Annotated in this window: 2 protein-coding genes; both read left to right on the top strand. The window is 48.8% G+C overall.

What is annotated here, in order from left to right; translation table 11 throughout:
- Positions 1-212 precede the first annotated feature (212 nt).
- Positions 213-13,016, top strand: coding sequence for a leucine-rich repeat protein (locus BUA56_RS14325; RefSeq protein WP_158641007.1), 12,804 nt, complete (start codon positions 213-215; stop codon positions 13,014-13,016).
- A 156-nt stretch (positions 13,017-13,172) separates the two neighbouring features.
- Complete coding sequence (locus BUA56_RS14330) at positions 13,173-15,896, top strand: SIR2 family protein (protein WP_072852937.1); 2,724 nt, start codon at positions 13,173-13,175, stop codon at positions 15,894-15,896.
- Positions 15,897-15,987: the final 91 nt, after the last annotated feature.

Below are 15,987 nucleotides of genomic sequence, written 5' to 3' on the forward strand. Positions count from 1 at the left end.
CAATTATACGGGGTTAGCTGGTTAGAGTCAATTACATTTAAAGTAAAAAGGGACAGGGCGGGTTGATTTTGGGACGTGTTCTTTCTAGAAAGAACACGTCCCAAAATCAACCCGCCCTGTCCCTTTTTACACGATTCTGTGGTACAATTATGTTATATGGTATCGGATTCCAGCAGTATTCCGATATGAATTATTTGACGGGGGAACAATTTATGAGAAAAAGAATAATTGCCTTATTGTTGGCTGCGGCAATGGCGGTTTCCGGACCTGAGACGGCCTATGCTTTGCAGGAGAATATGACAACTGGCATGGACAGCCAGGAATTGAGCGAAACACAGGAAGAGGAGGGGCTTGAGAAAGAGGCAGATACGCAGGTGTTTGCCTTTGACAATGGAACAATTACCGGGTATTTGGGGGAGGATTCTGATGTGGTGATCCCGGAGGAGATTGACGGAGTTTTGGTGACTGCTATCGGGAAGGAAGCGTTCAGGGATAATCAGAATATTACTTCTGTTTCTTTTCCTTCCAGTCTGGTAACAATCGGCCAAATGGCATTTTCCGACTGCCGGAATCTGTCCGGGGTGCTGGAGATTCCGGACAGTGTGGAAACCATTGGAGGCAGTGCTTTCTATAACTGTGTCGGCTTTGGAGCGCTGCAGTTGGGAAACGGGCTGAAAACAATAGAATCTTATGCATTTTACGGCTGTACCGGTTTTACAGGGGATCTGATATTACCCGACAGCGTTGTTTCTGTGGGCAGCAATGCTTTCTATGGTAATTCGGGTTTTGACGGTTCATTGAAGCTGTCCGGCTCAATGACGGCAGTCAGTGCCTACTGTTTTGCAGAGTGTAAGAATTTGACAGGGAAACTGGAGATTCCTGACAGTGTAAAAACTGTAGGATATTATGCATTCCGGAATGCGGGGAAGCTGACCTCTGTGGAGCTGGGAGAAAATGTGACGGAATTAAATGAGGGTTCAGGCTATTATTCGTACTCTAGCTTCGAGGGATGCGATGGCGTGGCGGACATTACGTTCAGGGGAAGTAATCCCCCCGGCATTCGCAGCGTTACAGGAATGTTTCAGAATCTGAAAGGACTGGAATCTCTGACGGTACCCGCAGGAGCCTACCGGGATTATGCGCTGGCATACGGTGACTATCTCCAAAACGGCGTGAGATTACTGACGGAGAGCGAGGAAGAACAGCTGATTGAGGAAAATATTCTGATTTGCTATACGGGCAGTGCATCCCAGGTGGAGATACCTGAGGGAGTGACAGAAATCGGACCCGGTGCATTTCAGAACAACACCTCTCTGCAGAATGTTGCAATTCCCCAAAGCGTAGAGAAAATAGACAGGAATGCGTTCCGCGGGTGTGCGCAGCTGGAGAAGGTGGAATTTCCCATGACGAATCTGGAATTGGGGGAGTTTGCCTTTTACGGTTGCAGCAGTCTGTCTGGAATTCTGGAGCTTCCTGAAAATCTGACTTCCATCGGGGAAGGTGCATTTCAGGGATGTTCCGCACTGGAAGGAGTTATCCTGCCGGAACAGTTGGCGGAAATTGGAGATAATGCTTTTTATTACTGTACCGGATTATCGGGGGAGCTAAGTGTGCCGCCCAGTGTCAGGAGTATCGGCAGCCAGGCCTTTTACAATTGCTCAAATCTCAGCAGGCTTATCCTGCAGGAAGGTTTGGAGTCAATAGGAGACTATGCATTCAGTCAGTGCAGCGGAATGAAGGGAGATTTGACGCTTCCGGATACCCTGACAGCTTTGGGAAGCAGTGCCTTTTCTTCCTGCTCGCTGCTTGAACGCTTAATATTGTCAGAAAACCTGACCCAGATTAAAGTAAATACTTTTTCTGACTGCAAGGGAATCAGCGGCGAGGTTGTCATTCCTGACAGCGTCGTGTCCGTTGGATATAATGCTTTCAGAGGATTGATTGGTGTGGAATGCTTTGTACTCGGCACTGGCTTACAGAAATTGAACGCGGACAGCGGATACTACTCGTACTCCAGTTTCAGCGGCTGCACAGGGGTGAAAACTTTGAAATTCAGGGGAAGTACGCCCCCTTCTCTGGAAAAATATAAGGGTGCATTCAGAGAATTGTCTGCGCTTACTTCCGTGATTGTTCCTGTGGGAACCTACCAAGCCTACAGCAGTGCATACGGAGCGGACCTTCCGGACAATGCCCGGATCACGGAAGAAGGTTCTGAGGGGATGCTGATTCAGGACGGGATTGTAGTGGGATATACGGGACATGACACGCAGGTAGAGATACCTGAGGGAGTGACAGAGATTGGCACCGGAGCGTTCCAGAACAATACCGGTCTTCAAAAGGTGATACTCCCGTTGAGTGTCCGAAAAATAGGAAATAATGCGTTCCGGGGCTGTATAAGTCTGTCTGAAATTAATTTTGATATGGACTCGGTGACAATAGGTGATTACGCATTTTACAACTGCGCAAAACTGACCGGGGAGCTGGTTCTGCCTGACGGAACAGACTCCATCGGAAGCTATGCCTTTTATAAGTGCACCGGATTTACGGGACTGAGGCTTCCGGCCGCACTGACGTCTATTGGCCCCCATGCTTTTAACAGCTGTACCGGTCTTCTGGGGCTTCTTACAATTCCGGGCAGTGTGGAAACGGTGGGGGACGGCGCCTTTGCCTATTGCAGCAGACTTTCCGGCCTGCGTCTGGAAGAGGGGATCCGAACAATAGGCAGGGAGGCCTTTTATAACTGCGCCGGCATGCAGGGGGCTCTGGAGCTGCCCGACAGTGTAACAAGCCTGGGAGGGAGTGCATTCTCATCCTGCAAAGGCTTTGAGAGTATCCGTCTGTCCCGGAATCTGGAGACTTTGCCTGCGCATACATTTTCTGAGTGCAGAGGGGTAAAAGGAGAGGTGGTAATCCCGGATAAGGTAACAGCCATAGGCTATTACGCATTTTATAATATGGAAGGTCTGACCCGTGCAGTGATAGGAGCTGGGGTAACAGCGCTGAATGCAGACAGCGGCTATTACGGCTATGGGTCTTTTGAGGGCTGCAGCGCGCTGGAAAAAATTGTATTCAGAGGTTCTGTGCCTCCCGATTTAAAAAATTATAAGGGCAGTACATTCAGCAGTCTTCCTTCTCTGAAAGAGCTGGAAATTCCCCAGGGAACCTACGGGGCGTACGCCAAAGCTTACAGCCAGTACCTTCAGACCGGACAGAGAATGTATGAGGCCGGGCAGGATGGTTTTCTTACAGAGGGAAGTACTTTGATTGCTTACGCCGGAAATGAAACAGAGGTGAGGATTCCGGACGGAATTACGGAGATCGGCAGAGGAGCATTTCAGAACCATCCCGGAATAGAAAAGATCATCTTCCCTGACTCCGTGGAAAAAATAGGGCCTTATTCCTTCAGGGGCTGCACTGCCCTCCGGGAAGTTTTATGGGGACAGGGGATAAAGGAAATTGGGGACTATGCCTTTGGCAACTGCAGCAGCCTGGAACAGGAGCTGATTCTGCCGGATGGAGCAGCCAGTATTGGAGAGGGCGCTTTTTATTCCTGTGAGAAGCTCCAGGGGGCAGAACTGCCCAAGAGCCTGACCGTGATTGGAAAGCAGGCTTTCTACAACTGTACAGGCATGAAGGGAGAACTTCGTATTCCCGGAACCGTGTCTGAGGTAAAAGACAATGCATTTGCCTACTGCAAAGGCTCTACATCCCTCATCCTGGAGGACGGGATTCAGACCATCGGAGAGAGCTGCTTTTACTCCTGCAGCGGGATGAGGGGGACACTGACAATGCCTGACAGTATAAATTCTGTGGGAAACAGTGCTTTTTCAGGCTGCATTGGATTTGCCGGACTTCGGCTGTCTGAAGAATTAGAAAAGATTGCCCCTAATACATTCAGCGGATGTACGGGGCTTCAGGGAGAGGTTGTCATTCCGGACAAGGCATCATCTGTGGGATATTACGCCTTTTATGGCTGTAAAAACATTACGGATCTCACGGTAGGGGCGAATGTACAAAAGATGAATGAAATTACCGGCTATTACTACTACAGCAGTTTTGAGGGATGTACCGCTCTGAAAGCCATTAGATTTAAAGGTTTGACACCTCCGGATCTCTGTAGATATACGAGTGTTTTTACAACTCTGCCCGCGCTGGAAACGATTTATGTTCCGGCAGGCGCCTGGAAGGCGTACAGCGACAGCTATGGAGATTATCTGGGCGAACATACCAGAATCCTGGAGGATGGTACGGACGGTTTGGTGAAGGACGGTTCTGTAGTGATCGGATACACAGGAAACGAGGAAGAGGTTGAAATTCCGGAGGGGATTACCGGAATCGCAAAAAATGCATTCCGAAACAACCGTACACTCAAACATATAACGCTTCCCAAGACATTGACTTACATAGAAGAGAGCGCATTTCGCGGCTGCAGCGGGCTTTCCGGGGAAATAAAGTTTCCGGAATCGCTGAACACCATAGGAAATGATGCATTTTACGGCTGCCAGGGCCTGAACGGTCCTCTGATACTTCCGGACAGTACAGAAACCATAGGAAATTACGCATTTTACAATTGTTTGGGCTTTACTTCTCTGACGCTGGGAAGCCATGTGACTTTTGTGGGAGATCATGCCTTCTCCGGCTGTAAAGGACTTAAGGGCGGCCTTTGGATCCCGGACAGTGTGACTTATCTGGGGCAATACGCCTTTCATGAATGTACGGGCCTGGACGGGAGTCTGCATCTTTCGGAAAATATAAGTGAATTAAAGGAATATACGATTACTTCTACCGGCCTGCAGGGGGAGCTTATTATCCCTGACTCTGTCCGGGTAATCGGATATAACAGCTTTTACAATAACAGCAAATTTACAAGTATTACGGTTGGGAAAAATGTGGAATCAATGAATCAGAACTATTATTCTCCAAGCTTTAACTCCTGCTCCGGGGTCACAGCAGTTACGTTTTTGGGAACGGTTCCCCCGGATCTCAAAGGCTGCAGCGACACCTTCCGGACCATGAAAGCACTGAAGACGATCTACACCCCCAAAGAGGCTTTTGATGCCTATAAATCAGCCTACGGCTCCTATGTACCGGCCGGTGTGGAATTTTCATGGGATACCTTAAACCTGCCCCCGGGGAGTCTGAAGGCGGCCAATGTCTTCAGCAATACGGTGCACCTTACCTGGAACCGCTCCAACAGTGAACAGGTGGCAGGGTATTATATCTACCGGAATAACCAGGCGGAACCTGTAGGCGTGACAGAGGAGACCTGGTTTACTGACACAGGGCTTCTGGAAGATGCTTCTGTTACCTACTATGTGTGCGGATATACCACGGAGGGACAGACGACAAAGAGGGCGTCTGTCTCGGTGAGACCCAAACGGCCTTTGGTGGAACGCATTTATACCGCTCACATTCTAAATAAAGTAAGCCAGAATAAAAATATAATATATGCCAGAGTAAAGGACACAGGGAATCTTGGGAGTCTCGGCGGTAAAGCCACGGAAGGACAGTTTTACTACCTGAATGAGAAAGATGAGAAGGTCCCTGTGGGTGAGGTCCTGACAGCGCCTTATACTTCTGACGGGGAGACGGCTGTCTACCGTACCGAGTGGGATCTGGAATATCTGCCGGAAGGAATGTATACGGTTGGATTCGATCTCACGGATGTGGACGGCAGAACCGGAGCAATGACGCAGAGCATCTATTACGACGCTTCCGTGCCTGAAAAGATTACCAGCCTGACTGCAGTGGGTGATACGAACCGTATTGTCTTAAACTGGAGCATGGCCCATGAAGCGGATACCACCCGCTATCATATTTACCGGAGAACCCAGGACGAGTCTGCGTATACGCTGTACAAGAGAATTTACGATCGGGAGACCTTAACCTACACCGATGCCGCTGCCAGGGAGAATGTGAAGTACTATTACTATATTGTGGGCGTAAATGATATGGGGCAGGAGGGAGCGCCTTCTGAGCCTGCGTCTGCGGTTCCCCAGACAGACAAGGAACCGCCCCGCGTAGTAAAATTGCTCCCGTCCAACGGTAAAACCATTGGCGGCAGTGCGGAGCTTTATGTCCAGGCAGAAGATAATATTGCCGTGGTATTCACACAGATATATCTTTCACGGGACAAAGGGGCAACCTGGGAGCTTCTGAGTGAGAACAGAGGGCAGGACTGCAGATTCCAGATGGATACGTCAAAGTACGGGGATGGTCTGGTTCAGGTGAAAGGCATGGCGGAGGACGCCGCAGGCAATCGAAGCAGCGGGCTGATTTACACCTATAAGATTGACAATCAGGGGCCAAATCAGGTTACTGGTCTCTCCTGGGAGAGTACATCTTCCACAATTACTTTGCGGTGGAAGGATGTGGCAGATACCGATCTCAGCTTTTTCCGTGTGGAGCAGAAGCAGGAAAACGGTGAGTACACAGCTGTCAGAGACGAATCCAGAACTTTGGGAGTAAATCTTACAGGGCTACGCCCGGACCGTGTATATACGTATCGGATCGTGGCTTATGATCAGCTGGGAAACAGAGGGATACCGTCTCAGGATATTGCCGCCAAGACGAAGAAGGACACGGGGGCACCGGTGATTACGGATATCAGTCCTAAACCAGGCTATTACAGGGATAAGATACCGGTATCTGTGACAGCAGAGGATAATTCCGATGTGGCATCCATAGAAATCCAGATTTCTTCCGACCGGAGAAATTGGGAAAAGGTAAGCGAGACGGACTTTACAGGAAGCAATCCTGTGGAAACTGCAGCGTATGAACTGGATATTTCCAAGAGAGCGGAGGGGCCTCTGTATATCCGGGCTGTGGCGTCGGATCGCGCCGGAAATCAGGGGGATACTTCTTCACAGGCTCCGTATGTGGAATACATCGCGGACCGGACAGCGCCTGGGGCTCCCCAGGGATTGACTGCTGTTTCAGGTACTGGCTATATAGAAGTAACCTGGGAAATGGGGGAGGAGCAGGATCTGGACGATTACCTGATTTATCGGGCTGTGGGAGACAGTGAGAAATATGAGCTTTTGGCAGAGTCCGTTTATACAGTAAATTATGTGGACAGAACGGCCGAAGACGGAGTTTCTTATTCTTACCGGATTCGGGCCCGGGATTATGCGGGAAATGTAAGTTTGCCTACAGAACCTGTGGGAGCCGGGGCGGGAGAGGACACTGTACCTCCCGAGATCCTGAGTATTTTCCCGGAGGACAATGGAGTGACAGGCCCTTCTGCATCCGAAGTGAGGGTGCTGGCCAGCGACAACCGGGCGTTGGATACGGTTACGGTCTTTTATCGGCTGAATGAGGAAACTGCATGGCGGACTCTGAAAAAAGAGACGGGTATTGACAGCTATTATAAACTTTTGAGTCAGAATCTTCCGGTGAAAAACCTGAACCATGGGGACAGGGTATACCTGAAGGCGGAGGCCAGAGATGTCCGGGGAAATACTGCGGAATCTGAGATTTATACCTATACCGTGGATAAGGAAGCTCCGGCAATGCCTGAAATCTCTGTATCAGCCGATCAGGAGGCAATAGCCTTATCCTGGACCGGGAATCAGGAGGCGGATCTGTCCGGCTACCGCATTTACCGGAGATGTCCGGGAGAGTCCTACCGGCTGACTGCACAGAGAAGCAAAAATGAGTCCGGGGACTACCAGTATTGGGATGAGGATGCTGAGAAAAACCGTACGTATCTTTATAAAGTGGAAGCTGTGGACCAATATGGAAATACATCCAGCAGAGAGACGGATAGTGTGTGGATTACAGCAGATCCTCAGGTACAGGCTGTGCTCACCTGTGAGCTGAACCAGGAAGCCGGTGTGGAGTATACGTATGATGCCAGCGGTTCCTGGGGGGATCTGGATATTAAGTCAATTGCGATTGATTTCGGCGACGGTACCGCAGAGACGGGAAATCATTTTGTCCATAAATATACAGATACGGGTACGTATACAGTAACCCTTACAGTGACGGACACAGAAGGCAATACAGACAGCCTCGCCCGGACAATTGAGGTGACACCGCCTCAGCTTTTAGGCACTCTGAAGGTGAAGGCGGTGGATGCAGAGGGCAGCCCAATATCCGGCGCGCCGGTATACTTTAACCTGGACAGCAGCCAGAATACTGTGAAATATACCGGAACGGACGGCTGCGCTGTATTTTCAGCAGGAGCTGCCCGGTATGCGGTGGGTTCCTATATGGAAAATTATCTTCCGGTAAAGAAGAATGTAGTAGTCCGGGCCAATACCACTACGGAACTGACCCTGACAATGGTGAGAGAACCGATTGTCTCAGGCGGTTTTGAGGTCGACCGGATGACTCTCGATGAGATTGCGGCAGCAGGAATTGATGTGACAAAACCGGAGAATCAGCATGTGATGCAGATTACCATTCATCTTACATACGGAAAACAGCCGGCAGAGATGAAGGTTATCACCAACGGCAGCGATATCTATAAAGGCGGGACTGCCATTATCGATACGGATACCGGAACCCGGAAGGTTACTGCCACAGTAATTCCTGTAACCCAGGGAGGAGAAACAGGCCCGGGCAGTCAGTCTCAGGAGCATGTGATGGTAGCGCTGATGGATATTCCGGTGGAGGCATCCTGTCTCAAGGAATTCTTTGATGTCAAGCTCCATCTTTTGAACCATGCATCCGGGGAATTTAATCTTTCTTCTAATCAGGTGCATTTGCATGTGCCAGACGGTCTTACTGTGGTGGATGCCATGGAACACAGTCCGTCGGCGGACGTAGCATTTTCAGATTTTCCGGGGCAGACGGAGCGGACCATAAGCTGGGTGCTTCGGGGAGATAAGACAGGAGAGTACTCGGTTTCAGCAGATTACAGCGGTGTTCTGGACCTTTTCCAGGCGCCTGTTCAGGCCAGATTTGAGGCGGAGGATCCCATTCAGGTATATGGGATCTCAGGGCTGTCTATGACTGCCGAAATTAACCGGGATACAGAAGCGGGAGCTCTTTATTTTACTCTTGGACTGACCAATGAGGGGGAGGCGGATGTGAATCTTCCGTCTATAGATGTTATGGGTGAGGCTATAAAGAGTTATGAATATGGGGAGGAGGAATGGCAGGAAAGAGAGATCGGTGTAAAGGCATTGCACGCGTATGTAACCAACACACTGGGAGCCCGGCAGAATCTGGATGCAGATTACCAGGTACCTGTCCTTCGTGCAGGAGAGACTTACACAAAAAAATACGCAGCATACGGGGCAATCACCGGGGATGAGATCTTGTATCTGCAGAAGGCAGTGACGGAGACCATGAACGGCTTATCGATTCCTGTTAAGGTGATCGTAAGCGATATGAATCAGTATGATATCAGTGATTCCGATCAGAAGATTCAGGAACAGATGACGACGAAAAAGGATGCGCTGAACTATGTACTGGATATGGAAAATACCAATTATTACTACTATATTCAGGCGCTTGAGGATGACAAGGATTTCTGGAAAAAGCTTGGGGAGGCGTTTTACAGCTCTACCCAGGCTGTGCTAAAGCTGGATTTTTCCTACCTTACAACAGAGGAGCAGAGAAAGCTGGTGGACGCTTATATTCTTCAGCTGCTGGAGGATGAATCCTTCCAGGACGCGGTTGACTTAAGTGTTGACAAGAAGCTGATCGATCTTACAAAGAGTATGCTTGGACTTTTGAAGACAAATCTCCAAAGTCCGGGAGACATCACAGAAAAACTGGAATTGACGGATGGGGAGATGGAAGAGTCCCTGTCAAAGCTGGAACTGCTTATGGACGATGAAAAGAGTCTGCGGGTGCTGGCAAAGACACTGGGGATTGAAGGAACGGACAGCTTTGCGGGGCGTCTGTCTGTTCTTATTGGAACATCGGCTACATCAAATATCATCCGATCTTATTTTGAAAAGAACGGTCTGGTGCCTCTCGCAGAGAGAGAAGCGCTTCTCGGACATCTCGGGGACACGGCCCAGGTAGTGGGACTGGTCAGCAGTGCGGCGGATGGGTGGAACTATTCCTGTGAATTTACAAACCTGCTGCTTCAGATTCATGCAAACAGGGAAGAAGCTGACTTTGTTCTGGATACCATTATTGAGACCCCGTATCTGAACGAGATTGTGGTGGACGAGGCAAAAATTCTGAAAGAAAAGCTGGGAAAGGAATTTGATGAGCGTGCAGAGCGGATGGAAGCTTTCTGCAAATCCTTTGTACCTGACGCGGCAATTACGGTGACGGAATATAAGCTGGTGAAATATATTAAAGATATTTACTCCTCCGGGACAACCGCTATGATGATTGTAGATATTATCAGGGCAGTTTACTCTGCTGCGGACTATCTGTTTGACTGGAGCTCGAAGGTGGAGAATCTTCAGAAGCTTCGGTTTACTGCCAGCCTGACGTACGCATTCCGGATGAAATATCTGGATGCCAGGAGGCAGGACAGCAATGGGGCGCTTAAGGCACTGAAATATCTGATTAAAATGCGGCTGATTGGAGAAAAGGCTTATGTAGAATCCATTCCCGGGGAACAGAGGGCATCCCTGCTGGAGGTCATCAGCCGGGAACAGCAGACTGCCTATGAGTCTCTGGAAGAGTACTACAGGCAAAAATCCACAGAAATTATAAGCAGCCGGGATCAGCTGTTTAATGCCTCCTACAAGGAACTGCACCTGGCGGAAGGCCCTGAGGTAACTTTGAATTATGCAGACTGCTGTACCGTCGAGAGTTTCGGTGAGGAATATGAGTATTCCTGGAATGGTGTAAACTGGAAGGATGGGGAAGGAGCTGTTATCCACTTTACTCCCCGGGAAGCAGGACAGGTGCTGTGGGTGAGAAGAAAAGCTTCCGGGGCAGAACTGGCAGGTAATATTACCAAGACTGCCATACCTGGAATTCCTTATCTTACCGGGGATATTGCCTGCTGCCGAAAGGATGGATACTATCTGTTTGAAAACCTCCCTGAGGGGGCGTATGAGTATCTGCTTCTGGATGCGGCTGCAGAGCCTGACTGGTCAGCAGCCGGGGAATTCACATATCAGGCGGGAGAACGTCTGAAGACGGAGGAGACGGGGAAATATATCGTACTGAGGAGACTGGGAAGCAATGACGGATCGTATCTGACTTCTTATGGAAAGCAGATCGCGATCACGTATCCGGTAACCATTCAGGTACAGGCAGCAGCGGGCGGCACTGTATCCGGGGGCGGGGCGTATCTGCCCGGTGAGGCGGCTGTACTCAGGGCAGAACCAGACTACGGATATGAATTTGCCGGGTGGTATAAAGATAATACTTTAGTTGCCGAAACGCCGGAATATCACTTGTATGTACAAGAGGAAGGGACTTATGAGGCCAGATTTTTGGAGAAAGAGAAGGGAAGGGTTGTAGTTTCAGGCAGTCCCTCCAATGGAGGACAGCTTACCGGAGGCGGTATGTATCCGGCAGGAGAAGAGGTCACTATACAGGCAAGACCGGCAGATGGATGGCGGTTCCTGGGCTGGTACCGGGGGGACACCTGTGTCACCAGCGCCGGATCCTACATTACTGTCTGCAGGGAAGGAGAGGAACATTATACGGCCAGATTTGAGAGAATCCCCGGGAAGAATGTTAGGATCTACAGCAAGTACCCATTTACCATTAATGGGAATGTACTGTCGGAAGAGGAATATAAGGACGGCGTATATTCAAAAACGTGGGAGGCCGGTCAGAAGCTCCGGCTCTGCGCTGCGGACGAAAATGGGAGTTTTGCTTACTGGGCTTACGGCAGCGGGCAGATTCTGAGCCGGAAAGCTGAGTGTACGATTACAATGGCTGAATCTGTTGACTTGTATGCAGTATATGCGGATCAAAACAATGATAAATCCACAGTAGTATTCCTGAATTTCTATGGGCAGGTGGTTGCAAACCATGAGTATACGGTCAGAAGCAATATCCTGTTTCCATCAGGTCCATCCCGCCTTGGGTATGTATTTGCGGGATGGGATAAGACAGAAGAGGTGATCCGGCAGGAGATTGCAGGTGGAAAGGGATTGATAGAAGTAAAACCTCTGTATGAAGAAAAAGAGGCGGTATGGAATATGTTACTGGAGAATGGGGAGATTGTGTACGCTTCACAGAAGCCTGCGGCAGAAGGAAAATATCCGGAGGGGACACATTTGACCGTGAAGGCAAATCCCCCGGAAGCAGGAATGAAATTTGCCTGTTGGACTGACAGAAGCGGGAATGTTATCAGTTACCGGGAAACCTATACCTTTATCTTGACTGGAGATACTGCGTTAAATCCTGTCTATGCCGAAACGGGGACAGAGACAGAAGCAGGTCTGGTGCTGGCAGTAACAGATACGAATACCTTCCTGGAGGACAATGTCAGAAAGATGTCTTTTACCATTGCCAGGGAATTGCCGGAGGATAAAAAGATTCTGTCCCACGGAGTTCTTTACACCACCGATCCGGCTCTTGCCTCCGACAAAGAAATGATCAGAGGCAGCAGTGCCATGGAGAGGGAAATACCCGTGGAAGGAAATTCCGGGATTTACCGGCTTGTCATTAATAATATAGAACCGGAGAAAGTGTATTACTGCAGAAGTTATCTGGTATATCAGAAGGAAGACGGAACAGAAAAAGTGGTTTACAGCAGGATCGCTTCCAATATTTATATAGAAGAAAAGCCTGTTCTGCGGATTACAGAAATCGGAAGTTATGAGGAAGACGGAGTGCGAAAGCTGTCTTTTACCTCCTCCCGCAGTGTGCCTGAGGACTGCCGGCTGCTGGAGTTTGGCTTCTTATATACTATTCAGGGCGAAGAAGCCTTCGAAAAAAAGATGACCCTGGAGAATAAGAAACTCAAAAAATATCAGGCTGCTTTCACCAGGCCGGACGGTATCTTTATCTTCTCACTGAGAAATGCCAGGGAAGGGGTGAGGTGCTATGCCAGAGCCTATCTGGTCTACCGGGATCGGGACGGAAACCAGCATACGCAATACAGCAATATTGCCCAGAACGTTTACCTGAAGTAAAATGGGACAGGGCAGATTGAATTTGGGACAGGCCGATCTGATTTGGGGACGTGTACTTTCTAGAAAGTACACGTCCCCAAATTGCGTCCAAAATTGCCAAATTACGGGAAATATATGTTATAATAAAACATAGTATGATTGTTTGAGGTGGCGGCTATGACCATAGAAGAACTGAAGAGATTTGAGTCCAACAAAAGCAGATTTGAAGAGATGTATCAGTGTGACAGGAATGATATTGTCCCGTTTATAGGTGCCGGTGTGTCTAAGGGATGCGGGTTTTACACCTGGAATGAGCTTATCAGAAGGGTAGCAGACAATTATCTCTCGGAGGATGAATTCGAAGCATTATCTGCCAGATTTGATAATATGGAATTGGTCGACGAGCTCATCGCTCTTGTGAATGGAAATGTCACCGCAGTAAAGAAGAGAATTGCGGATTTAATTATAAATTGTGAGTTCCATCAGACAAATGTTGTCAAAAGTTTGGTGTCAGGGTTTTCTAAATGTTTGATTACTACAAACTATGACAGGGTTCTGGAGGAAGCGCTTGCCCTTCAGGGGGAAAGGGCTCCGGTGATTCTGCCGGTTATGGCAGATCAGACTGCGGGAGCCCTCCAGGATAAGAGGGGTTGTATATTGAAGGTGCATGGAACTGTAGAGGAACTATCGAGTATGATCCTGGCCAGAGAGGATTATGTGAAGGCGTATGGTACGGAGGGGACGCTGGATGTATCCAGGCCGGTACCGCTGGCACTCCAGCTTTTATTTTCCGGAAAGAGGATTTTATTTGCAGGCTGCAGCCTGGAGAAGGATCGAACCTTAGAGGTTTTAAGCAGGGTGATACATCAGAATCACCATATCAATCACTATGCGGTTCTTCCCTGCCCAAATGATGCAAGGGAGAAGAATGCATTAAATATCAGGCTGGATGCTTTAGGGATTCTTCCGGTTTTCTACCCGGAGGGGCGGCATGAGTGTCTCGAGATAATACTGGAAGATCTTATAAGAAACAGCAAAACCAGCAGGACGCTGGTCAAGAAGACCGGTGGAAAAAGATGGAGCAGAAGTCTGGTGCAGGCTCAGAAGGAGATGGAGGCTAATCAGGTGATTCTTCCCTGGATGCGCAGCAGCGCCGGATTCCGTGCGGTGTTTCCGGAATTATTTATTCCACCCAGGATACAGGGGATAAAGTCAAGAACACGGCTTTTTGCAGAACATCTTGTGAAGGAGTTTGGAGAACGCAATCTGGTGATTACCGGAAATGCCGGGGGCGGAAAAACCACACTTTTGAAGTATGTATTCTTATTTGAGAATCCGGAGGATGAGATTCTTTATCTTCACGCATCGGCTCTGGGAAAAAATGAGTGCTCCGAATATGAGGAGGGAGTAATCGGGTACCTATTGGGAAGAAGGAGGACGAAAACCCATAAGCTGATTCTCCTGGATGGTATTGATGAGGAATTTCTGGATAAACCGGAAGAACTATACAGACTCCTAGAACAGATTGGAAAGAACAGACAGATCCATGTCTGGCTTGGCTGGAGAAAAGATCACTACGGCAGCTGTGAAAATGAAACTATCAATCGCTTTTTCTATGAGACAGCAGAGATCTTGGATTGGACCCAGGATATGGCCAGAGATTATATACATAATTACTGCAGGAAGCTTGGACTGAAGGGAGTGGCAGAGAGGGCAGAAGAACTGATGACATCAGGAGATGAAGTCAGGGAATTAATGCGTTCCCCCTTTCATGTGGCGCTAATGCTTTATCTGATAGAGGCTGAGAAGGAACAGCCGCCTGGAACGCGGTGCTCTGGTATCAAAAGCTTGTATGAATTATATGAAACCTTCTTTGTCTGCTGGTGGAAAAAGGAAAAAAGCAGGGGAACCACCAGAGGCAGTCTGGACGAAATCAGGACATATTTATGGAAGGCGGCAGAGGCTACCTATTATGGAGGCACATGCCTGCTGGAAAATGAGGATTCAGCGGCGGAAGGACTGCTGTACATAGATAATGTGGGGAGTTCGTCAGAAAAAAAGATAGTGCGGGGATTTTATCACAGAAGCTTTTGCTCCTTCTTTCGGGCAAACATGATTCTGGATGCCATGGAGAAAGAAAAAGGATTTTTGGCGGAGGCATTGTCAAAGCCCCTGCGCAACGATATCACGGATTTCGTACGAAGCGGAATCGGTGATATCCACGACAGGAAAAAGCTGGAGAGGATTCAGCATACACTTATGAATCTGTATATAGAACTTGTGGAACCGGGAGAGACAGACCTTACAGAAGATTTGAAAGAGGAGATACGCAAATTGGATGAGGACGATGCCTTTTATCTTAAAAACGAACTAGTATATTTAATTACACGATATCCCAGAACCTCTGTAAAGGTAAACGAGTTTGTACAGATGGTGGCACAGATAGAAGAGGATCCCTATATGAGGCTGGACATTGCTTACGGGGCAGTGCTTACAGGCCCTTATGAGCTGGCGCTGGAATATGCCAAAAGGCTGAAGCCCGGAACAGAGGAGGATTTCGTAAATCGTTCCTGGACAGTGGCTTACTTTGGGGATGTACAGGCTGTACCCTACCACTACAGGGACACGGAACAGGCGCCGTGGACAAAGGCCAGGGAAGCAAGGATAAAACGTCTGCAGTCCCGGAAAGAAAAAGCCATGCGGTTCCGGATACTGGATCTGCCGCTGCTGTACTGCTTTTATGCAAGCAGGGACTGGAAGGATGCAACGCTGCAGGATTATGAGACCATCAGACAGACTGAGATAGAGGGCAATTATTTTACAGAAGAAGAAAAACAGTTTTTGAAAGAACAGAAGGAGAAGCTGCTGGCAGCTTTTGAAGAGAAAATAGAAATAAGATAAAAAGGGACAGGGCAGTTTGAAAATGGGACACCCCTACCCCTAAAGGGGGACGTGTTCCTTCTAAAAAGAACACGTCCCCTTTTTACCAAAA

It is taken from the genome of Lactonifactor longoviformis DSM 17459 (assembly GCF_900129135.1).
GTDB lineage: Bacteria > Bacillota > Clostridia > Lachnospirales > Lachnospiraceae > Lactonifactor > Lactonifactor longoviformis.